Below are 22,286 nucleotides of genomic sequence, written 5' to 3'. Positions count from 1 at the left end.
TGCTCCCCAGCTGCCGTTTTGAACGCTCAGAACGGCAGCTGGGGAGCACTCGATCCGTTTAAGCCGCGGCCCTAAACCTCCAGCAGGCTGAAGACGCCGCCCTGCGGATCTCTGAGGGTGGCGATGGTGCCGGCTTCCTCGATCTCATCCGGTTCGATCAGCACGACGCCGCCCGCGGCCACCGCAGCCTGCACCGCCGCTGCGACGTCGGAGACGCCGAAGTAGACCTGCCAGCCCGGCTCGAGGGTGTCCTGCGCGTCGCCGGGGACCCGGGCGATGCCGGCCACCTCGGCGCCGCCCACCATGAGCGTGGTGTAGGTGCCGCCGTCGTCCTGGGGGTATTCGGTCACGTCGTGCCCGAAGAGCTGTTGGAAGAAGCCGACGGCGGCCTGCGGCTCCGGCGTGAGCAGTTCAGCCCAGGCCAAGGTGCCCGCCTCCTGGCTCCGGCCGGCTCCGATGTGGCTGCCGGCCTGCCAGGCCCCGGTGGTTCCGCCGCCGGGCGGGGCGAAGAAGACCATGACGCCGGTGTCACCGATCTCCTCGGGGCCGAATTCAAGGTGCCCGGGAGAATGGGCCAGTTCGGTGGCCAGGTCCCGCGCGTCGTCGACCGCGAAGTACACGTTCCACCGGCCCGGTTCCGCCGCGGCTTCCTGCCGGGGGTTCTGCGGCGCGAGCACGGTAACCAGGTCGTCGCCCAGGAAGGCTTTCGCGTAGCTGCGTCCGTCCGGAGTGGGCAGGTCTTCAAACCGCCAGCCGAAAACCTCCGAGTAAAAGACCTTCGCCGTCTCCACGTCGGGGGTCTGGAGGTCCGTCCAGCAGAGCTCGCCCTCGGCGAATCCTTTGCGCATGGTCATGGCAGTCCTTCCGGGGCATCGGTGTGGCGTCCGGGAAAATCCGGCACGAACAACCTAGCCCGGCGCCCCGCCGGTGACAACTGCGCCGGCTCATCCGCGCTCATCCGCGGCGCAGCGCGGGCCAGCCGGCCGGCCCGGATACGGACGGCTGCGGGCACAAGAAAGGCCGCCGGCCACGCCTGTTACAGGTGTGGCCGGCGGCCCGAAAATCTTTGGCTGGCACCGCGGTGCCGGATGGATCCCCCGGAGAAAACTGCCGGAAGGAAGCGTCGACTAACCTATGCGACGGGAATCAACCTCGTCGTCGTCGTCTTCCACATCGTCCGCGTACTTATCCACATACGCTGAATAATCCGGTTCAACCGGGTCATCCGCGAAGTGGCTCGTGGCGCGACTTCCCGGGCCCGTGAGCTCGCGCTGAAGGGCCGAATAGTCAGTGTTCGGGGAGTAGTACTTGATGTCCCGAGCCTGCTTGGTAGCTTTTGCCTTTTGACGGCCGCGCCCCATGGCGTGACCCCCTTTTGTACTTGGACCGGAGGTGGTCACCTTTTGGCGATCGGTGAGGCCCCGGAATGTTTGGTCAATTTGTCGTACACCTAGATTACATGCTTTCGGCGCCAACTGCTCGCCGGCCCGCCCCCTGTGGACAGTGTGGCGCCTCCCGCAACGGTGGCCGCAGCCGCTGGCGCATGCGCGGTGCCGCGCATCTTCGATAGAGTTTCGTGATGTGCGCCCAGAAAAGGGCCGCTACGCCGGGCCTCCAGCCCCGGCAAAGACGCACGGAAGTGGTGAATTTCTCAGTGACCGAAGAGAATCCAAGGAACGACGCCGGGACTATCCCGCCGCCGCCCTCGAGGCCGCCGACGTCCGCCCTGCCCGTCATTACAGCCGACCGTGCGCGGCCCACGAATCCTGCGGCGGCACCCGCAGCGGCGAAGCCCGCGCGCCCGGCCCTTGCCGGCACCGCGTTCGCCGGCGCCAGGAAAGCGCTCTCACGCACCAAGAAGGCTCTCTCACGGCGGGCACGTCCCCTGGTCCGCCGGATCCGCCGGCAGGGGCCAAAGCGGCTCGGCGTGGCCGCGGCGGTCCTCGTGGTGCTTGCGCTTCTGGTCTGGTGGGCTGTGGCCGCAATTGCCGGCAGCGGCCAGGCCTCCGCGGACAACGACAGCCCGGCCCCCGCCGCTTCGTCGGCGTCCGCCCCCGCCAGCCGCGGGGCGTTGCCGCTGGAAGGCGTCAGCCCCCTGGACTTCCAGCTGCGGGACTGCTTCAAGGACTTCGACCCGGATGCGCAACAGTCCACCGTCGTGGATTGCGCCACCGGCCACTCGGCGCAGCTGGTCGCGGTGGAAAAATACGGGCCAGATGACTCGTACCCCGGCCGGGACCAGCTCAAGCAGAAGGCCCGCGATGCCTGCAAGGCGGCTCCGCTCACGGCAAAGGCCGGCGACTACGACCTGAGCTACAAGCTGGCCTACCCGAGCCCGCGCAGCTGGGAGATGGGCGACCGGCGGGTCGACTGCTACGCCGCGGCGAACGGTGGAAACGTCATCAAGGAGTCCCTGCTGCCCTAGGCTTGCCCGGCCAAGTGCGCTGGCAAGGCGCACGGTGTTGGCCCGCCGGCAGGGTGCTGAGCGCCACTGGCGGCCGGGACGGGACCGGGCTGCCAGTGGCACCGAGCGCACCCGGGCCGGCGCCTACTCCTTGCGCCGGACCGAGAGCCCGGTGCCCGTGGCCGCGCCGCCGCTGGTCAGCTCCCTGTCCCCCAGGCCGCCCATGGTGAGTTCCATCAGGTCCGGCGCGGTGTCCACCAGGACGGTGTCGCCGTCGGCGATTTCGCCGGCCAGGATGGCCTTTGCGAGCCGGTCGCCGATCTCGCGCTGCACCAGGCGGCGCAGCGGCCGCGCGCCGTACGCGGGATCGAAGCCGGATACGGCCAGCCAGGCGCGGGCACCCTCGGTAACTTCGAGGTTCAGCCGGCGGCCCTTGAGCCGCTCGCCCAGCTCCTTGACCTGCAGTTCCACGATCCGGGAGAGCTCCTCCACGCTCAGCGGATCGAACAGCACCACTTCGTCGAGCCGATTGAGGAACTCCGGCTTGAAAGAAGCGTTGACCGTGGCCATGACGGCGTTCTTCTTGGCCGCGGCGTCGAGGTTGGGGTCCACGAGGAACTGGCTGCCCAGGTTCGAGGTGAGCACCAGGATCACGTTGCGGAAGTCCACGGTGCGGCCCTGCCCGTCGGTGAGCCGGCCGTCGTCGAGCACCTGCAGGAGGATGTCAAAGACCTCCGGATGGGCCTTTTCCACTTCGTCAAGCAGCAGCACGGAGTACGGGCGCCGCCGCACGGCCTCGGTAAGTTGGCCGCCCTCCTCGTAGCCGACGTACCCGGGAGGCGCCCCGACGAGCCGGGCCACGGAGTGCTTCTCCGAATATTCGGACATGTCGATCCGCACCATCGCGCGCTCGTCGTCGAACAGGAAGTCCGCGAGGGACTTGGCGAGTTCGGTCTTGCCGACGCCGGTGGGGCCGAGGAACAGGAACGAGCCGGTGGGCCGGTTGGGGTCGCTGATCCCGGCGCGGGCGCGGCGCACGGCGTCGGAGACCGCGGCGACGGCCTGCTTCTGGCCGATCAGCCGCTCGCCCAGCACGTGCTCCATGTTCAGCAGCTTCTGGCTCTCGCCCTGGAGCATGCGCCCCGCGGGGATGCCGGTCCAGGCCGAAATCACCTCGGCGATGTCGTCGGCGGTAACCTGGTCGGCCACCATCTGCCCGGACTTGTCCGGCACGGCCGCTTCGGCCTCGGCGGCGGCGTTCAGTTCCCGTTCCAGGGCGGGGATCTCGCCGTAGAGGATCCTGGATGCGGTCTCCAGGTCCCCCTCGCGCTGGGCCTTGTCCGCGGCGGAGCGGAGCTCGTCAAGCTTGGCCCGCAGGTCGCCCACCCGGTTCAGGCCCGCCTTCTCGGCCTCCCACCGGGCGTTCAGGCCCGCGAGTTCCTCTTTCTTGTCCGCCATGTCCGCCCGCAGGGCCGCGAGCCGTTCCACCGACGCGGGATCGGTCTCGCCGGCCAGGGCCAGTTCCTCCATGGTCAGGCGGTCCACGGAGCGGCGCAGCTGGTCAATCTCCTCTGGGGCCGAATCGATCTCCATGCGCAGCCGGGACGCGGCCTCGTCCACGAGGTCGATCGCCTTGTCCGGCAGCTGCCGGCCGGAGATGTACCGGTTGGAGAGCGTCGCGGCCGCTACGAGGGCGGAGTCGGAGATGGAGACCTTGTGGTGGGCCTCGTAGCGTTCCTTGAGGCCGCGCAGAATGCCGATGGTGTCCTCCACGCTGGGCTCGCCCACGTAGACCTGCTGGAACCGGCGCTCCAGGGCGGGGTCCTTTTCGATGTTCTCGCGGTACTCGTCCAGCGTGGTCGCACCGATGAGGCGCAACTCGCCGCGGGCCAGCATGGGCTTGAGCATGTTGCCGGCATCCATGGAGCTGTCCCCGGTGGCGCCGGCACCCACCACCGTGTGGAGCTCGTCAATGAACGTGACGATCTGCCCCTCAGAGTTCTTGATTTCCTCCAGGACAGCCTTGAGCCGCTCCTCGAATTCGCCGCGGTACTTCGCCCCGGCCACCATCGAGGCGAGGTCCAGGGCGATCAGCGTCTTGCCGCGCAGGCTTTCGGGCACGTCGCCTTCCACGATCCGCTGGGCGAGACCCTCGACGACGGCGGTCTTGCCGACGCCGGGCTCGCCGATGATGACGGGGTTGTTCTTGGTGCGGCGGCTCAGGACCTGGATGATCCGCCGGATCTCGGCATCGCGGCCAATCACAGGGTCCAGCTTGCCCGAGCGGGCGACCGCCGTGAGGTCCGTGCCGTACTTCTCCAGCGCCTGGAACGAGTTTTCCGGGTCCGCGTTGTCCACTTTGCGGTCGCCGCGGACGCCCGGGAGGGCGGCCAGCAGCGCCTCGTGGGAGGCGCCGGCCTGGCGCAGGAGCTTCCCGACGCCGTCGGTCCCGGCGGCAAGGCCCAGCAGCAGGTGTTCGGTGGAAACAAAGGCGTCCCCGAGCCGCTCGGCCTCGTTCTGGGCATTCTTGATCGCCTGCAGCCCTGCCCGGGACAACTGCGCCTGCTGCACGCTGCTCCCGGAGGTCGACGGAAGGGCCTTGATGGCGGTGCTCGCCTGGACGCTGACGGCGTCCGGGTCGGCGCCGGTGGCGCGGAGCAGCGCGACGGCGACGCCCTCCCGCTGGTCCATGAGGGCCTTGAGCAAGTGAGCGGGCTCGAGCTGCGGGTTGCCCGCGGTCGAGGCGTTCATGGCGGCCGCAGCGCGGGCCTCCTGGCTCTTGGTGGTGAATTTGGCGTCCAACGAGGGCTCCTTCCGGACTGGTCCTGATATCAAAGTTGAGTCTACATCGCTCAACTTTGAAATGAGGGAGGCTGGCTCCATGTTTGCCGACAGCGAAACGCCTGTCTAGGGCCGGCCGCCCGCGGCCACCCGGACGCCCCCCGCCGCTGGGCATGCCCTCCCCCCGCACCCCCGCCGCGGGACATGCCCTCCCCCGCGCCCGAAGAGTGGACATAGTGCCACTATGCCCAGCGCCCGGGTCCACGGCTGGACATGTCCCCCCGGCCCGGACGCCAACATTGGGCATGTCCCCTCGGGCCGGCCACAAACATTGGGCATGTCCCCTCGGGCCGGGCGTGAACAATGAGCATGCCCGGCGGCCCTTAGCCTGCGCGGCCCGCGTGAATGACTTAACGTTGCTTAACGATCGGCGGGCTCCTTACTGTAACTGGGGTCACAGCAAAACGAACCGACGCGAAGGAGGGCCGGACATGCACGAACACGCCATAAGCGCCACCGTCGACGGCCCCGTACCGCCGGTTTCGGCCGCTGCCGTGGCCCGCGCCGCAGGGGTTTCCTCGGCTGCGGTTTCCTACGTCCTCAACGGCAAAGGCGGCGTCTCGCCCGAGACCCGGCGCCACATCATCCACGTGGCGAACGAGCTCGGCTTCAGGCCCCGTAAGCCGTCGCAGTCAACCGACCCGCAGCGGACCCGGGTCATCGGGCTGATCCTGCCGAACATCATCAATCCGATGTTTCCACGCTGGGCGCAGGGCGTCATTACGGCCGCGGCGGAGTCCGGCTACGAAGTGTTCGTCGCCACTACCCAGGACGATCCGGAGGTGCTCGCCCAGGTCACCTCGACACTCGCGCACCGCAACGTCGATGGCATCATCCTGGCCGCCTCGCTCCGGGACGACGCCACCGCGCTCCGCACGCTGAGGGCGGCCCGCATCCCCTACGTGTGCCTGTCCCGCAGGGCGGACTTCCTCGACTCGGATTTCGTCGGGATCGACGACGACGCGGCAGCCACCACGCTGATGCAGCACATGCTCAGCCACGGCTTCACCGAAATCGCCACAGTGATCGGCCCCCGGTTCTCAACGGCCTCCCTGGCCCGCGAACAGGCGTTTGTCCGCACAGCCGCCGCGGCGGGCAGCACGATCAGCGGCGACCGGAAGATCAGCACCAGGGTCAACAACGAGGGCGGCCGGCTGGCGGCGGAGCGGCTCTTCTCTGCCGAAACGCCGCCGCAGGCCGTGGTGTGCGGCAGCGACGAGCTTGCCATCGGCGTCATGGAATACGTCTTGTCGCGCGGCCTTCGCATCCCGGACGACGTCGCTGTCGCTGGCTGTGACGGGCTGCCGCACAGCCGCTCCGGGCTGATCAACCTGACCAGCATTGTCCAACCGCAGCAGGAAATGGCCAACGAGGCGTTCGCCATGCTGCTCAAACGCATCGATTCCCCGTCCGCCACCTACACCTCGAAAGTGTGCCGGCACCGCCTGCACGTCGGGCGGACGTGCGGCTGCACGCCTCCTGACAGCTGAGGCCGCGCCACGCGCGGGCCGGCCCGTCCGCGGCCAGCCCCACCCGTTCCCGCGACCCTGACGCACCACGCCCCGCGCGCACTGCCGCGGCCGCCTACCTCCCGTTTGCCCTTTCCGCATGCCCTCCCTGACCACCTATCCCGCCAACGAGCCAAGGACCCCGACCCATGTCAGTTGTATCCGCAACAAAGAAGATGCGCACACCACAGGAAATCAACGGCGTGATCTTACGCCGCGTCATGCCGCTGCTGATCGGCGCCTACATCATGGCCTTCCTGGACCGCACCAACATCGGTATGGCCAAGGACCGGCTGGAGATCGACCTCGGCATCTCGGCCACCGCGTACGGCATCGGCGCCGGGCTGTTCTTCCTGACCTATGCCCTGTCCGAAATCCCGTCCAACCTGATCATGCACAAGGTCGGCGCCCGGTTCTGGATCATGCGGATCATGATCACCTGGGGCATCATCTCCGCCGGCATGGCCTTCGTCCAGGGCGAATGGTCCTTCTACATCATGCGGATGCTGCTCGGCGTGGCCGAGGCCGGACTCTTCCCGGGCGTTATGTACTTCCTGACGCAGTGGTTCGTGGTCAAGGACCGCGCCAAGGCCAACGGAATGTTCCTGCTCGGCGTCTCCATCGCCAACATTGTCGGGGCCCCGCTGGGCGGGCTGCTGCTGACCTTTGACGGGCTCGGCGGCCTGCACGGCTGGCAGTGGATGTTCCTCGTCGAAGGACTCCCGGCCTGTGTCCTCGCCTACGTCGTCTGGAAGAAGCTCCCGGACCGCCCCAGCATGGCGACGTTCCTCACCGCCGAGGAATCCGCCGATCTCGAGGCCCGCATCGCCGCCGAGGAGACCGCCGGCGCCGCGGCCTCCGGCAACCACCTGCTGCGCGATGTCCTGAAGGACAAGCAGATCCTCCTCGTCGTCGGCGTCTACTTCACCCACCAGATCGCCGTCTACGCCCTGTCCTACTTCCTGCCCTCCATCATCGGCACGTACGGCAAGCTCAGCCCGCTGCAGATCGGCCTGCTGACGGCCATCCCGTGGATCTTCTCCGCGGCGGGCGCCCTGCTGGTCCCCCGCTTCGCCACCGACGGCCGCCGCTCCCGGATGCTGGTCACCGGCACCATGACCGGCATCGTCGCCGGCTTCGCCCTCGGCGCCGTCGGCGGGCCGCTGCTGGGCATGATCGGCTTCTGCCTCGCCGCCTTCAATTTCTTCGCCCTGCAGCCGATCCTCTTCACCTACCCGGCGACCCGCCTCAGCGGCGCCGCCCTCGCCGGCGGCATCGCCTTCGTCAACACCATCGGCCTCTGCGGCGGCTTCGTGGGCCCCTACGTCATGGGCTTCATGCAGGACGCCACCGGCTCCAAGCTCTCCGGCCTGTGGTTCATCGTGGGCATGTGCGTCATCGGCGCGCTGCTGTCCCTGCTGCTCAAGCGCGGCACGGAGAAGCCCGCGATTGTTCCGGCCGCCCACTGACGCTGCTCCCACCGCCCGTTCCGGACGCGCCCCGCCGCGCGTTCGGAGCGGGTCCGCAAGCCATCTCACTGCAAGGACTACTCATGGATTTCACTGCCAAGCGCATTCTCGTCACGGCCGGAGCCAACGGCATCGGCCTTGCCATCGCCAGCAAGTTCCGGGAACTCGGCGCCACCGTCTTCGTCACCGACATCGACCCCGACGCCGTCGACAAGGCCCGCGTCAACGGGCTCCTCGCCGCGGTCAGCGACGTCTCGGACGAGGGCCAGGTCCGCGAACTCATGGACACCGTCCGGGTCGAAATGGGCGGCCTCGACGTCCTCGTCAACAACGCCGGCATCGCCGGGCCCACCGGACCCCTGGAATCCCTCGACGCCGCGGCGTGGAAGGCAACCTTCGACGTCAACATCCATGGTCAGTTCTTCTGCATCAAGCATGCCCTGCCCCTGCTGCGCGAGGGCAGCGGCGCCTCTATCGTGAACCTGTCCTCGGCCGCCGGGCGGCTGGGCATGGCCGGCCGCAGCGCCTATTCGGCGTCGAAGTGGGCCGTCGTCGGGCTGACCAAAACCCTCGCGATCGAACTTGGCCCGGACGGCATCCGCGTCAACGCCATCTGCCCCGGCGCCGTCAACGGCCCACGCATCGACTCCGTCATCGCCGCCAAAGCCCGGATGCTCGAGCTGCCGGCGGACGAGGTGTCCGCGCTGTACCACAACCAGTCCTCGCTGGGCCGGCTGATCGAGGCCGAGGACATCGCCAACATGGCCGCCTTCGTGGCCAGCGACATGGCCCGCAACGTCCACGGCCAGGCTCTGGCCGTGGACGGCAACACCGAAAAGCTCTACTGACCTGAACTGAACTGAACTGCCTGGGGAGCCGGTCCGCCCCAGGCCGCCGCCCGCCCCGCACCCACACTGCCCCGCCCTGCCCACCAAGGAGACATTCCCATGGCTGCTGCCCGCAAGGTCATCATCACCAGCGCCGTCACCGGCGCCATCCACACCCCGTCCATGTCCCCGCACCTGCCCGTCTCCCCCGACGAGATCGCCGACGCCGCGATCGGCGCCGCCGAGGCAGGCGCCGCGATCGTCCACATGCACGCCCGCGACCCCAGGGACGGCCGCCCCTCCCAGGACCCCGAGCACTTCGCCCCGATCCTGGACAAGCTCAAGCGCAACACCGACGCCGTCATCAACATCACCACGGGCGGCTCGCCGCACATGAGCGTCGAGGAGCGGATGCAGCCGGCGGCGCTGTTCAAGCCGGAGCTTGCCTCCCTCAACATGGGCTCGATGAATTTCGGGCTTTACCCGATGCTGGACCGCTTCACCGAGTTCGGCCACGACTGGGAGCGCGAAGGGCTCGAAAAGAGCCGCGACCTCGTCTTCAAGAACACCTTCCAGGACATCGAGACCATCTTGGGCATCGGCAACCAGAACGGCACCCGCTTCGAGTTCGAGTGCTACGACATCTCGCACCTGAACAATCTCGCGCACTTCCACGGCCGCGGGCTGGCCAGGGGCCCGCTGTTCGTCCAGTCGGTCTTCGGCCTGCTCGGCGGCATCGGCGCGCACCCCGAGGACCTCATGCACATGCGCCGCACGGCGGACCGCCTGCTCGGCGAGGACTACGAGTGGTCCATCCTGGGCGCCGGCAGGAACCAGATGCCGCTCGCCACGATCGGCGCCGCCATGGGCTCCCACGTCCGGGTGGGCCTGGAGGATTCCCTGTGGATCGGTCCTGGCCAGCTCGCCGCGTCCAACGCCGAACAGGTCACCCGGATCCGCACCATCCTGGAAGCCCTCAACTTTGAGGTCGCCACCCCCGACGAGGCGCGGCAGATGCTGCAGCTCAAGGGCCGGGAAAACGTAGGGTTCTGAGCCGATGAGCATCCTGGTGGCCCCGGACAGTTTCAAGGGTACCTTCACGGCGGCCGAGGTGGCCGGGCATATCGCGGCCGGCATCCGCTCGGCCGGCGCGGCGGCCCGCGAGCTGCCCGTGGCCGACGGCGGCGAGGGCACCACCGAGGCCCTCGCCCGCGGTCTGGACGCCCGGCCCGTCCTTGTCACCACGGTCGGGCCGTGGGGCGAACCCGTCGAGGCGGCGGTCGGGCTCACCGCCACCGGGACCGCCGTCGTCGAACTGGCCGGCGCGAGCGGCCTCAACCTGCCGTCCGCCGGCGGCCGGGACCCGCTGACGGCGAGCACGTACGGCACCGGCGTCATGATCGCGGAGGCCGCCCGGCACGGCGCACGCCGCATCGTGGTGGCGGCAGGGGGCTCGGCCACCACCGACGGCGGGGCCGGCGCCATCGCCGCGATCGAGGAACGCGGCGGGCTCCGCAGCGCCGAGCTGGTGATCCTGAGCGATGTCACGACGCGTTTTTCCGACGCCGCACGCGTGTTCGGGCCGCATAAGGGAGCCGGGCCCGCCGCTGTTGAGCTGCTGACACACAAACTCGAGCTGCTCGCGGCGGAGTTCGCCCGGGACTACGGCCGCGATCCCCGGCTGGTGGACCGGACCGGGGCGGCGGGTGGCTTCTCCGGCGGAATGTGGGCCCGTTACGGCGCCCGCCTGGTGTCAGGGGCGGACTATGTGCTGGATTTGCTGGGCTTCGACGCGCAACTGGCTGCCAGCAGCGCCGTGGTGGTCGGCGAGGGCCGGCTGGATTCCCAGACCGGCCAGGGGAAGATCATCGGTGCCATCCTGGCCCGTGCCGGCACCACGCCGGTGTACGCGGTGGTGGGATCGGTGGATCCGGACCTCGGCGACTACGCCGACAGCTTTGCCCGCATCATCGTGGCCGGAGATCCGGCAGCCATGCAGGCCGCGGGGGCGGGACTGGCCCGTGCGGCTTCGGCGGCTTCCCATGCTGCTGGTGCTGCTCCTGCCGCGCCTGCTCACCTGTGAGTCCGCGGGACATGTCCTCCCTTGGCCCGCGCCAGTGGACATACTCCCGTTGTGCCCATCCCCGGACCTGGAGACTGGACATGTCCCCCGCAGCCGGACGTGACCACTGGACATGTCCTCCCGTGCTCCGCAAAACTGCCCAAAACTGGACATGTCCATCCCCGCCACGTGTGACCACCGGGCATGCCCTCTGCTGCCCCGTGCCAGTGGACATACGCCCTTTGTGCTCATCCCCGGATCTGAAGACTGGACATGTCCCCCGCAGCCGGACGTGACCACTGGACATGTCCTCCCGCGGCCGCACGATTGGCTGAAAACTGGACATGTCCCCCAGCGACAACTTGCGCAAACCAACTCCGTGAAGCCCGGCCTAGCGGAGCTCGGTGGCGCGAAACCTGGACCGGCTCGGAAGGAGTAGCCCGGCTCGGAAGTAGCTGCCCGAAAGTCCGGGCTCAGAAGGAGCGGTSCGGCGGCTGGGTCCCCCAAGGAGCCGGCCGCCGGACCAAACACTCCCACCCCCAAAGCTTGTCACAGGTTTGACAGAATTGTCACACGCCGCTCCGGGCCGTGCCGAGGCCCGTCGGTATTGTGGAACCCATGAATGACACGACGGCACCGCAGGATCCCGGGCACCGGAGCATATTCCTTGACAAGGCTCACCCCGCTGCCTGGCGCGCACTCAACGGGCTGGGCCTGAAAGCCAAGGAAGCCGCCGTCGAGGCCGGGCTGGACGACACACTCATCGAGTTGCTCAATGTCCGCATTTCGCAGATCAACGGCTGCGCCTTTTGCCTGGACATGCACGTGGGCGATGCCGTCAAGAACGGCGAGTCGGCCCAGCGCCTGGCCGTCCTCCCCGCATGGCGCGACACCACTCTGTTCTCCGAAAAGGAACGCGCAGCCCTGACGCTGGCCGAGGCAATCACCACTATCTCTGACGCCCATGCCCGCGACCACGAAGGCGCACAGGCCAGGCGGCACCTGACTGCCGAAGAATTTTCCGCCGTCAGCTGGCTGGCGATTACGATGAACGCGTTCAACCGGGTTTCCATCGTCAGCCAGCACCCGGTCCGCGACGCCCGCGGCTAACCCACCGTCCACTCCCGCCAGCCGCCCGCGCCAGAACACCCGGTCGGCGGACAGGTGTCCGCGGCTAAGGCGCCGGCGGTGTGCGGCTGGCCAAGCAATGAGCCATAGCCACAACTGGCGTGCAGTCGTAAGCTCGAAAAGTGGGGCGGAGCTGCGGTCACCGAGGGAGCACTGCCATGAGGTGGGTCAGGCCGGGTCACCCGGAATACGACGAAACACGAAGACTCTTCAACGCGATGATCGACCGCCATCCGGCCGTGATTGCCCCGTGCGCCGGCCCTGAAGGGGTGGCCGAGGCGTTGGCGTACGCGCGTACACACGGCTTCGAAGTCGCCGTCCGGGCCGGCGGCCATTCCGTAGCCGGCATGTCCATGAACGACGGCGGCCTCGTGATTGACGTTCGTCCGATGAAATCCGTGCGGGTGGACCCGGAGGCCCGCACTGCCACGGTGGGCGCGGGCCTCACCTGCGGCGAGTTTGACCGCGCCACCCAGGAATACGGCCTCGCCATCACGGGCGGGCGGGTCTCCACGACCGGGCTCGCGGGTTTCACGCTCGGGGGCGGGTCCGGCTGGCTTGAGCGCGCCTTCGGCTTCGCCTGCGACGACCTCGTCTCCGTCGATCTGGTCACCGCCACCGGCGAGCAGGTGACGGCCAGCGCCCAGGAGAATCCCGAACTCTTCTGGGCCCTTCACGGCGGCGGCGGGAACTTCGGCGTCGCCACCTCCTTTACGTTCGGCCTGCATCAGCTGGGGCCAAGCGTGCATGCCGGGGTGCTGATGTGGCCCGGGGACGCAGCCCCGGAACTCAGCCGCGGATACCGGGACCTGGCCTCCGCGGCTCCCAACGAAGAGTCCGCCACCCTCATCTACGGGATTGCACCGGCGGAACCCTTCGTGCCCGCGGCCATGGTGGGCAAGATGGCGGTATACGTCGTGTATGTCTTCGCCGGGGATGCCGAGGAAGGCAAAGAACATGCCAAGGCATACCGGGAACTGGGCCCTGTTGTGGACCTGGTGGAAGATACCGGCTACGCAGACTTCCAGTGCTCCCTGGACGACCCGCCGGGCAAGTACAACTACTGGAGCGCCGACTATCACGACGATCTCTCCGACGACGCCCTGGACGTCATCATCGACTCGGCCCGGAACCTCCCGGGACCAAGCTCCCAGCAACTGATCGCCCATTGGGGCGGGGCGGTGAGCGGGCCGGCCGCCGCGGCCACCCCGCTGCTGAACCGGACCGCCAGCTGGGTGAGCCACCCGTTCGGCCTGGGCGACACGCCGCAGGGCGGGCAGGACGCGAAGGCATGGGTCAAACGCTTCCGCCAGGACATCTCCCCCTACGCGACCGGGGGCGTCTGGCTGAACTTCATCGGCGACGAAGGCCAGGCCCGGATCCGCGCGGCCTACGGCGACGAAAACTACAACCGGCTGGCAGAAGTGAAACTTGAGTTTGATCCCGGGAACGTGTTCCGCGGCAACCAGAACATCCGACCCGCCGTCGCGGCGTGACCACAACGGCGGTGGCCCCGCCGTCGCGGCATGACCCCGACGGCGGTGGCCGCCCGGTGCCGCACCGGTGCCCGCAGTCCGGGCCGCGCGTGTCCGCGGTCGGGGCTAGACTGCCACCATGGCCGTCTACGTCGATCCGCCGCTCTGGCCTGCCCACGGAACCCACTTTTCCCACCTGGTCTCGGACACGTCGCTGGCGGAACTGCACGCCTTCGCCGCAGCCGCCGGCATCCCGAGGCGAGCGTTCGACGGCGACCACTACGACGTCGCCGAGTCCCGATACGAGGCCCTGGTGGCGGCCGGCGCCATTCCTGTGGAGGGCCGGGTCCTCGTCCGAAAGTTGATCGCCAGCGGGTTGCGGATCCCGGCCCGACGGCGCGGCAAGGCCCTCCGGGTTCCGCTCCTGAACCGCTGGAACCAGGCGTTGGCGGGCCACGACGCCCTCTTCCTGGACCTGCTGGACCGCTGGGGCGAGGAACACCGGAAGTACCACGGCCGCACCCATCTGCTGGCGGTGCTGGAAGCCCTGGACGTGCTGTGCGATCCGGCCGATCCGCCCCGCACCGTGCTGCTGGCCGCCTGGTTCCACGACGCCGTCTACCGCGGCGTGGCAGGCCAGGACGAGGAAGAGTCGGCGCGGCTGGCCGACGACCGGCTCCGGCATGCCGGTCTCCCGGCCGCCGAGGTGGACGAAGTGGTGCGCCTGGTGCTGCTGACGGCCGACCACTGTCCGGAGCCCGGAGACGACGACGGCGCCCTGCTCAGCGACGCCGACCTCTCCGTCCTCGGCGGGGAACCGGAGGCCTACGCCCGCTACCTCGCCGCCGTCAGGGAAGATTTCGCGCACATCGGCGACGCCGACTTCGCCGCCGGCCGCGCCGCCGTCGTCCGCCAGCTGCTGCAGCTCGATCCGCTCTTCCACACCGACCGTGGCCGGACACTGTGGCTGGACGCGGCCCGCCGGAACCTGCAGGGCGAACTCGCGTGAGCGGTGCCCCGGCCTCCCACCGGAGACCGGCGGCTCAGGCAGCCACGCTGAGGTGATTCGCCAGCCGGTCGAACGACTCGCGCCACCCTTCGCCATGGCGGTCGCGGCTTTCCGCAGAGTCGAACGGCCCCTGGGTGAAGGTCATCTGCGTGCCGCCGTCGATCTCCTCCAACCGGATCGTCACCTCGGTCTCGAAGCCGCGGGTGCCGTCCGGCTTGTCCCAGGCATGGGTGAACATGAACAGGTGCGGCGGCTCGACATCGGTATGCACCCCACTCCACCAGAATTGCTGCCCGGTACTGTCCTGGATCATGCAGGCGCGGTACAGGCCGCCGACTTCGAGGTCCGCGTCGACGCTCTCACGCGGGACGTGGAAGCCGCGCGGACCCCACCACTGCGGAGCCTGGTCCGGGTCCGTCAAAGCCGACCACACGCCGTGGATCGGCGCCCTGAACTCGCGGACAATGACCAGCATGAGGTCCGTTTCGCCGTTTGCCGGTTGGCTCATGGTCCTCTCCCTCGGATTGCTTGAACTGACAGGTGAAGTCCCCCGGCCTGCTGGCTGCGCTGCCGCCGCCTAGCGCCGGCCGGGGCTGTAGGCGGTCACATACGGGGTGTTGCTCGGGATGATTTGTTTCCCGAGCGGCATCAGCGAGATGGGTATGAGCTTGAGATTGGCGATCGCCAGCGGAATGCCGATAATCGTGATGGCCATGGCGAAGGCCGTAACGACGTGTGCGATCGCGATCCAGATCCCGGCCACAAGCAGCCAGATGACATTTCCCACCAGGGTGAATATGCCGTTGCCGCCGGGCTTGTCCACCACCATGCGGCCGAACGGCCACAAGGCATAGGACGCGATGCGGAACGAGGCCAGGCCCCACGGAATGGTGACGACCAGCAGGCAGCAGACGACGCCGGCCAGGAAATATCCCAAGGCAAGCCACAGGCCGCCGAAGAGCAGCCAGATGATGTTCAGGAGTGTCTTCATGGATTAATTCTCGCCCGTAGGAGTGACATTCGGATCAGTGGTTTACCCGGAAAGATCCCTGATTTTCGCGCCCAACCCCGGACAGGTTTCCACGAGCCCGGTCCACGGGTGCCCGGCCGGGTTGGGCCCGCCTCGTCGGTGCTTAGGTATCGGCCTGTTTGACCATGGCGGCCTCAACGTTGATCTTGACCTTGTCGCTGACCAGCAGGCCGCCCGCTTCAAGGGCGGCGTTCCACGTCAGGCCGAATTCCTTCCGGCTGATGTCCGCCTCGGCACTGAATCCGGCCCGGGTGGCGCCGAAGGGGTCCACCGCCACGCCGGTGTACTCGACTTCGAGCTCCACCGGCTTGGTGACGCCACGGATTGTGAGCTCGCCGGTCAGCACATAGTCTTCCCCCTCACCCCGGATCCCGGTGGCCCGAAAAGTCATGTCGGGGAACTGCTCAACGTCGAAGAAGTCCGGGCCGCGGACGTGGCCGTCGCGGTTGGCGTCGCCCGAATCGAAGCTGGCGGTCTTGACCGTGGCGTGCAGGCTTGCGTCCGCCAGCGACTCGCGCACCCTTGCCTCGGCGGAGGCCTCGTTGAACCGGCCGCGGACCTTGCTGATGCCCGCGTGGCGGACGCTGAAACCGATTTCGCTGTGGGACATGTCCAATGTCCACACTCCGGGGGTCAAACCTTCGGGCAGAGTCACAACGGTCTCCTTCAAGCGGTGGCGGGCCTGTCCCGCGGGCGGTCGGGGTATTCCCCACTCTGCATGCTAACGAGGAAGCCCGTCCCGGGCTAGGTCCCACCGGCCCTGACGCGGGACACGCGGCACGCAACACGCCAGCGGCCACGCCGGGCGGCGGCGTCGCGCGGCGGCGGCGGGATTTCCGGCGGCGGATCCAGCTGTCCGGGCCGAGGCGTTCTCTGGCCTTCGCTCCACGGCCGGGTTACTCTGGCCTATAAATGCCGGGCAATCACCGAATTTCGCAGAACTATTCACACAGTCCTGATCAACCAAATGATGTGAGGAATCGTGGCCAGGTCCCTGGGGAAACGTGGCAAGGCGGGTATCTGCGCTGGCTTGCTGAGCCTGGGTCTGTTGCTTTCCGCCTGCCAGCCCGGGCCGCCGGAACCCGCACCGCGCCCCAGCCCCGGCACGCCGTCGTCCCCCGCGCCGTCGTCCCCACCGCCATCCACCGCACCGCCGTCGTCGTCTGCCGCGCCGTCAGCCGGGGAGCCCGTGCACTTCACCGCCCAAGGTGACATCGGCGTAGGCTCGGGCGCCAAGAAAGTGCTCGACGCCGTTGCCGGCCTCAAGCCCCACCTGAACCTGGCGCTGGGCGACTTCGCATACAAGGCCGGGCTCGAACAGGAGTTCTGCGACATGGTCACCGCCCGTCTCGGCGAGAACTTCCCGTACCAGTTGGTGACCGGAAACCACGAGAGTGACGGCCGGGATGGCGACATCGAGAAGTATGTCCAGTGCCTGCCCAACAGGATGCCCGGCCTCCAGGGCGAATACGGCGTCCAATGGCGCCTCGATGTCCCCGAGCAGAATCCGGTTGTCCGCTTCATCATGGTTTCCCCCGGCATCGATTTCCGTGGCGGGGAGCCGCTGGACTACTCAAGGGACAGCGAACGCTGGCGCTGGACTGCGGACGCCATCGACGAGGCCAAATCGCAGAACATCCCCTGGACGGTGGTGGGCATGCATACCCCGTGCCTGAGCGTCGGCAACTACGACTGCCAGGCGGGGCAGGACTTCACGAATATGCTGATCGAAAAGCAGGTGGACCTGGTCCTGTCCGGCCACGACCACGTCTATCAGCGGACGCATCAACTGGCCACGGGCGGAGGCTGCGCGGAACTCGTTCCCGCGACCTTCGCCTCCGCATGCCTGGCCGATACCGATGACGCCATGGCCCAGGGCTCGGGGACCGTGTTCGCCACCGTCGGCGTTGGCGGCGTCGGACTCTACAACGTCCGGTCCGAGGACCCGGAGATGCGCTACTTCGCCAGCACATCCGGAAAGAACCAGGACCCGGCCTTTGGGACCTTGGACGTCATGGCGACGGCGGATGAACTTGCCGCCCGGTTCATTCCCGCCGACGGCTACAGCTTCTCGGATTCCTTTACCCTCCACCGGTAATCTGCTGCGGCATTCCGGCTCAGGAGTGCGGCGGCGCATCCGACGGTAGGCCGCCGGACGCGCCCAAGACGGCTCAGGCCGGCACCCAGATGCTGACCCAGTCCAGGTAGACGTGGCCCTGGGTTTCCGGAGCCGGACACAGAGGCAGGCAGGATTCGGTCTGCAGGATGAAATGCATGGGCGTCGAGGGCACGTCCGTCGTGCTCGCGCCGATGGATCGTCCGTCAATGAAGAACTCAACGCGTCCGGGGGTCCACTCTGTCGTGGCCACATGCCAGTCCGTGGAAACTTTATTGGAAAAGAACTGTTCAAAACGCTTTGGATCCAAGGACATGAAATGGGCAGCTGCCGTCAGGATTGCTCCGAGGTCGCCTTCGGGAAAATCTATCTCCCCGTCCCGCGGCCAGATGCCACTATCCGGCCACAGGAGCCACGCCGTCTTGAAGCCAGGCATGGCATCCCCCCTGTACCGGACTGAGTAGCGGCCGTACAGCATGCTGTTGGCCCTCGGGGGATTTTTGCTGGCATTCGGAAATTTGGGCGTGGGCGCGGCGCCCATGAAGACACCGTTTTCCGAATGCATGAACCAGTCCAGAACGCCGTTTTTGACGCTCAGGACTTTCGAGGGGTAGTAGCCCGATTTTCCGCCGCTGACCTGTCCGTCCGTATCCGGTGTTCCGTCTTTGTATCCCGCACTCCACCGGTCCCGGTACAGCGGCCCGGGAAAGGAGCCAAGGGGGACGTCACCGCCGGAGAAGTCCTCCACAAAGACGTTCCTCCATCCGGGCAGATCCCCCGACATGGCCGTGTCAGTGGTCCGGTCCGGAGGCGGTGCCGATGTCCGGGCAGGCCGTGACGCCGGCGCGCTCCCAGTCGCAGGGGCGGCAGTGGCGGTGCCACCTGCCGGCGGCTCAGTCGGCGCCACTGATTGGAGCCCGGGCTGGGCTCCTGTTCCGGCGTCGGTCGGCGGAGCCGCCGGCGACGCCGAAATGGACGTGAACAGCGGCCGCTCGCCCTGTGGAGCTGCATCCGTGCCGCACGCCGCCAGGGCCAGAACCATGACCATGGCGGGAACCGCCATGGTCATGAAGGTCAGGAGACGCCGGCGACCTGCCGGCACGCGCCCCCAATGAACGGGTGTCCGCATCCGGCCAGTGTCGCATGGAGGCAACCGCCCATCAACAGTTTTGCCTCAAATTTGGTTGAAGGTTCCAGTTAATCCAAGGTTAATGCAAGGTGGCGAAACCAAACTTTAACCCTGGGGTATATCACTAAGTTGTCGACGACCGAACAGCGTAAGCATTGGGTCTATTTTCCGGTCGGAGGAGTCGGAAAGCGCTGTAGTTGCGACGAGCAGAATACGTCATTGAGTGGTGAGGCCAGTGTCCATCCCGAATCTCAAGCCGAACGTGCGCCCCCAAACGACGCCCCCGCCGGCAAATCCCTCGGTCAGCGTGGTGATCCCCACTTTGAACGAGGCAATGAACCTGCCGTGGGTGCTGCGGCGTATGCCTTCCTATGTGGATGAGGTGGTAATTGTTGACGGCCGTTCCCTGGACGGCACAGTGGAGGTGGCCCGGGCCTTGCGCCTGGACGTCGTGGTGGTGGCAGAGCCCCGCCCTGGCAAAGGCAACGCCGTGCGGGCCGGATTCGCCGCAGCCTCCGGCGACATCATCGTCATGCTCGACGGCGACGGCAGTATGGATCCCCAGGAGATCGGCTGGCTGGTGACTCCGCTCCAGCACGAATACGACTTCGTCAAAGGCTCCCGCTATGTGACGGGCGGCGGCTCAGACGATCTCACATGGCTGCGCAGCGGCGGAAACAAGATGCTCACCCGGCTCGCCAACACTGTCCTCCACAGCGACTACTCGGACCTTTGCTACGGCTACATCGCCCTGCGCCGCGAATGCGTTGACATTCTGGAGCTGGAGTCGGACGGGTTCGAGATCGAAACTGAACTGATTGTGCGGGCCTCAAGGGCGGGCCTGCGCATCGCCGAGGTGCCCAGCCACGAACTGTCCCGCATCTCGGGGCAGTCAAACCTGCATACCTTCCGGGACGGCTGGCGGGTCCTCCGCACCCTGGCCCGTGAGCGCGTGAGCTGGGAAGCCCCGACCGCCGGCGCCCGCCCCGAAGCCCTGCGCCGGGTCAAGTACAAGTACCCCAACGAGGTCTTCCCGCACGTTCCCACCGATCCCAGCAGCGTCCTGGGCGTACGGGCAGGCGAATAGGATGTCCGAGAACTCCAGCCTTCCGGAAGTATCCGTGGTCATTTGCTCCTACTCGGAGGACCGGTGGGACCGGCTGATCGGCGCCCTGGACTCCGTCCGCACCCAGACCTTCCCACCCAAGCAGACGATCGTCGTCGTGGACTACAACGTGGACTTGTACAAGCGCCTGATCTTTACCGTCCCGGATGCCGTAATTGTCGAGAACGCCGGACCCAAGGGTCTCTCCGGCGCCCGCAACACCGGAGCAGGAATCGCCAAGGCCGAGATCGTGGCCTTCCTCGATGACGATGCCGAAGCCGAGCCGGACTGGCTCGAACGGCTCGCGGCGATGTACGACGATCCCGACGTTCTGGCGGTCGGCGGCCGGGTGGAACCGCTCTGGGAAGCCGGACGGCCGGGCTACTTCGCCAACGAGCTCGACTGGATTGTCGGCTGCACGTACCGGGGAATGCCCAAAGTCGCCGCCGAGGTCCGCAACGTCATTGGCGCGAACATGTCCTTCCGCGCCGGCGTCCTGGAACGGGTCGGCGGTTTCAACACAACCTTGGGCCGCCAGGACGCCGTCCCGCTGGGCTGCGAAGAGACCGAACTGTGCATCCGCGCGGTGATCGGAGCTCCCGGATCCCGGGTGGTCTATGAGCCCGCGGCCCTGGTGCACCACCACGTTCCGGCCGAGCGCGGCACCGTGCGCTACATGCTGGCCCGGTCCTGGGGCGAGGGGATTTCCAAGGCACAGGTCAGCAGGGTGGTCGGCCACAAACGGGCACTTGGTCCCGAGCGGCGCTATGTCCGGCAGGTCCTGCCTCGTGCAGTGTTCGCCGGAGTCCGCGGCTGGCTCGGCGGCGGGGACCGCGCCGGGCTCGGCCGGGCCGCGGCCATCATCGCCGTGCTCGCGGCCACTGCGACCGGCTATGTGCGCGGCCGCCGGCTGCCTGCGGCGCCGTCGCCGGCCAAAGCGGCTGTTGTGACGCCGGAAGAGCCGTGGCGGGAAGTCAAATGAACCGCGCTGCGCCCTTCCCCTTAGACCGCCCGGTGCAGACGCACCCGGAACCACCTGACCGCAGGAACCCGACCCCAGAAAGCTTGGATCATGAGCCAACCTGAGCGCGACGTGAAACAGCCCATAGGCGCCTCTGCCGGAGCCTCCTTCGATGTCCACGGGATCGTGGGCATCGACGTGGAGGCGGGCACGCCAGGGGAACCGCAACTGCGGGACATGCTCGCCCCGTTCCTGGGGAATTCCACCGCGCCGCGGCGGATCACCATCGGCGCCAAGATATCGCCGGTTTCCAGCCAGTCGCACGCGGAGGATGCCTACCGGTTCACCGGGGAGTCCCTCTATATTCCGGCGGACCGCGTCCAGATCATCGAAACAAAGGACGGGTACCGGATCGAAGGCGCCGGTGAGCTCCTGACCTCTGTGATTCCGCTGCTGGACCGGCTGTGTGTCCAGGAGGAGACCGCCATGATCCATGCCGCCGTGGTGGACTTCCGCGGCTCCGGGGTTCTCCTGCCGGCCTGGGGAGGTGTTGGAAAGACCAGTACGGTGGCGAAGCTGGTGGCCATGCCCGATGTGCGGTTCATGGCCGACGACTGGGCCTTCATGGGCGCCGGCGGAATGCTCATGGGCTACGCCAAACCGATGTTCATCAAACCCCACCACCGCGCCATCTACCCGGACATGTTCCGGGGAACCCGCAAGCCCCTGGCCCCCGGATGGATGACGACCCCTGTCGCCCATCTGGCCACGGCGGTCCATCCGGTCATTGTCCGCTATCCGAAAACAGCCGCGTTCACCCGGCGCTGGTCCCCCGAACACCGCATGGTGCAGCCGGAGCATGTTTTTGGGGCGCAGCGGATCTCGTCCGCGGCGCCGGCACAGCTGGCCATCTTCCTCGAGCGATTCGACGGCGCGGACGCGCGGCTGGAAGCACGCAGCGCCGAGTGGATGACGTCCCGGGTCGTCGGCAACTTCCATTCGGAACTGCCCATGGTCTCGCGGCGCCTCGTCGAGGCCCTCGGCGCCACCAGCCTCGTCCCCCTGGAGGAGCATTTTGGCCAGAAGGCGGCCGTGGTGCGCCGGGCCCTGGAGGACGTTCCCTGCTGGCTGCTCCGGCTGCCGGCCGCTTGGTCAGCGGACCAGGCCTCTGACTTCATCGCGAATCTGGTTCGTTCAAAACTGGATGAGTGAGGCGAGGCCA

Annotated in this window: 20 protein-coding genes; 13 read left to right on the top strand and 7 right to left on the bottom strand. The window is 67.7% G+C overall.

Annotation, left to right across the window (positions count from 1 at the left end; translation table 11 throughout):
• Positions 1–71 precede the first annotated feature (71 nt).
• Both AC1D0A_RS12815 and AC1D0A_RS12810 read right to left on the bottom strand, forming a co-directional pair.
• Positions 72–854, bottom strand: coding sequence for a VOC family protein (locus AC1D0A_RS12815; RefSeq protein ID WP_476945968.1), 783 nt, complete (start codon positions 852–854; stop codon positions 72–74).
• Positions 855–1,127: 273 nt separating this feature from the next.
• Positions 1,128–1,361 (bottom strand): DUF3073 domain-containing protein, encoded by a 234-nt coding sequence (locus tag AC1D0A_RS12810; protein WP_018774150.1) that lies wholly within the window; start codon positions 1,359–1,361, stop codon positions 1,128–1,130.
• A 293-nt stretch (positions 1,362–1,654) separates the two neighbouring features.
• On the opposite strand from AC1D0A_RS12810, the gene AC1D0A_RS12805 reads away from it, so the two are divergent.
• Positions 1,655–2,425, top strand: coding sequence for a septum formation family protein (locus AC1D0A_RS12805; RefSeq protein WP_243180650.1), 771 nt, complete (start codon positions 1,655–1,657; stop codon positions 2,423–2,425).
• A gap of 123 nt (positions 2,426–2,548) precedes the next feature.
• Here the strand turns inward: AC1D0A_RS12805 and clpB are convergent, their stop codons facing one another.
• Positions 2,549–5,206, bottom strand: coding sequence for an ATP-dependent chaperone ClpB (gene clpB / locus AC1D0A_RS12800; RefSeq protein WP_476945967.1), 2,658 nt, complete (start codon positions 5,204–5,206; stop codon positions 2,549–2,551).
• Between the two features lie 470 nt (positions 5,207–5,676).
• On the opposite strand from clpB, the gene AC1D0A_RS12795 reads away from it, so the two are divergent.
• The 8 genes from AC1D0A_RS12795 to AC1D0A_RS12760 all read left to right on the top strand — a co-directional run bounded on the left by AC1D0A_RS12795 (position 5,677) and on the right by AC1D0A_RS12760 (position 14,723).
• Positions 5,677–6,735, top strand: coding sequence for a LacI family DNA-binding transcriptional regulator (locus tag AC1D0A_RS12795; RefSeq protein WP_476945966.1), 1,059 nt, complete (start codon positions 5,677–5,679; stop codon positions 6,733–6,735).
• A gap of 167 nt (positions 6,736–6,902) precedes the next feature.
• Complete coding sequence (locus AC1D0A_RS12790; RefSeq protein WP_476945965.1) at positions 6,903–8,222, top strand: MFS transporter; 1,320 nt, start codon at positions 6,903–6,905, stop codon at positions 8,220–8,222.
• Between the two features lie 83 nt (positions 8,223–8,305).
• Positions 8,306–9,070 (top strand): SDR family oxidoreductase, encoded by a 765-nt coding sequence (locus tag AC1D0A_RS12785; RefSeq protein WP_243180646.1) that lies wholly within the window; start codon positions 8,306–8,308, stop codon positions 9,068–9,070.
• A 99-nt stretch (positions 9,071–9,169) separates the two neighbouring features.
• Entirely contained in the window at positions 9,170–10,102 is a 933-nt protein-coding gene (kce, locus tag AC1D0A_RS12780; protein ID WP_028275471.1) for a 3,5-dioxohexanoate:acetyl-CoA acetone transferase, read from the top strand.
• Between the two features lie 4 nt (positions 10,103–10,106).
• Entirely contained in the window at positions 10,107–11,132 is a 1,026-nt protein-coding gene (locus AC1D0A_RS12775; protein WP_476945964.1) for a glycerate kinase, read from the top strand.
• A 597-nt stretch (positions 11,133–11,729) separates the two neighbouring features.
• Positions 11,730–12,221, top strand: coding sequence for a carboxymuconolactone decarboxylase family protein (locus tag AC1D0A_RS12770; protein WP_243180643.1), 492 nt, complete (start codon positions 11,730–11,732; stop codon positions 12,219–12,221).
• Between the two features lie 176 nt (positions 12,222–12,397).
• A complete protein-coding gene (locus AC1D0A_RS12765; RefSeq protein WP_476943217.1) occupies positions 12,398–13,735 on the top strand; it encodes an FAD-binding oxidoreductase in 1,338 nt (445 codons plus the stop codon).
• A gap of 118 nt (positions 13,736–13,853) precedes the next feature.
• On the top strand, positions 13,854–14,723 hold the full coding sequence (locus tag AC1D0A_RS12760; RefSeq protein WP_476943218.1) for a DUF4031 domain-containing protein: 870 nt from the start codon (positions 13,854–13,856) through the stop codon (positions 14,721–14,723).
• A 34-nt stretch (positions 14,724–14,757) separates the two neighbouring features.
• Here the strand turns inward: AC1D0A_RS12760 and AC1D0A_RS12755 are convergent, their stop codons facing one another.
• From AC1D0A_RS12755 to AC1D0A_RS12745, 3 genes are all read right to left on the bottom strand, one after another.
• A complete protein-coding gene (locus tag AC1D0A_RS12755) occupies positions 14,758–15,231 on the bottom strand; it encodes an SRPBCC family protein (RefSeq protein ID WP_243180640.1) in 474 nt (157 codons plus the stop codon).
• Between the two features lie 69 nt (positions 15,232–15,300).
• Positions 15,301–15,714, bottom strand: a complete 414-nt coding sequence (locus tag AC1D0A_RS12750) for a YccF domain-containing protein (RefSeq protein ID WP_028275466.1) — start codon at positions 15,712–15,714, stop codon at positions 15,301–15,303.
• Between the two features lie 142 nt (positions 15,715–15,856).
• Positions 15,857–16,408, bottom strand: coding sequence for a YceI family protein (locus AC1D0A_RS12745; protein ID WP_028275465.1), 552 nt, complete (start codon positions 16,406–16,408; stop codon positions 15,857–15,859).
• 534 nt (positions 16,409–16,942) lie between these two features.
• On the opposite strand from AC1D0A_RS12745, the gene AC1D0A_RS12740 reads away from it, so the two are divergent.
• The gene (locus AC1D0A_RS12740; protein ID WP_476943219.1) at positions 16,943–17,851 is read left to right on the top strand and encodes a metallophosphoesterase; all 909 of its coding nucleotides are present in this window, start codon (positions 16,943–16,945) and stop codon (positions 17,849–17,851) included.
• Between the two features lie 73 nt (positions 17,852–17,924).
• Here the strand turns inward: AC1D0A_RS12740 and AC1D0A_RS12735 are convergent, their stop codons facing one another.
• Positions 17,925–18,998, bottom strand: a complete 1,074-nt coding sequence (locus AC1D0A_RS12735; protein WP_476945963.1) for a glycoside hydrolase family 16 protein — start codon at positions 18,996–18,998, stop codon at positions 17,925–17,927.
• 235 nt (positions 18,999–19,233) lie between these two features.
• On the opposite strand from AC1D0A_RS12735, the gene AC1D0A_RS12730 reads away from it, so the two are divergent.
• From AC1D0A_RS12730 to AC1D0A_RS12720, 3 genes are all read left to right on the top strand, one after another.
• The gene (locus AC1D0A_RS12730; RefSeq protein WP_243180637.1) at positions 19,234–20,085 is read left to right on the top strand and encodes a glycosyltransferase family 2 protein; all 852 of its coding nucleotides are present in this window, start codon (positions 19,234–19,236) and stop codon (positions 20,083–20,085) included.
• Position 20,086: 1 nt separating this feature from the next.
• Entirely contained in the window at positions 20,087–21,085 is a 999-nt protein-coding gene (locus tag AC1D0A_RS12725) for a glycosyltransferase family 2 protein (protein ID WP_243180636.1), read from the top strand.
• Positions 21,086–21,175: 90 nt separating this feature from the next.
• Complete coding sequence (locus AC1D0A_RS12720) at positions 21,176–22,276, top strand: hypothetical protein (protein ID WP_243180635.1); 1,101 nt, start codon at positions 21,176–21,178, stop codon at positions 22,274–22,276.
• The last annotated feature ends 10 nt before the right edge of the window (positions 22,277–22,286 follow it).

The sequence above is a fragment of the Arthrobacter sp. P1_D4 genome (assembly GCF_056406115.1).
The sequence above is the reverse complement of the archived record's forward strand: the minus strand, read 5'-3'. Positions and strand labels throughout refer to the sequence as shown.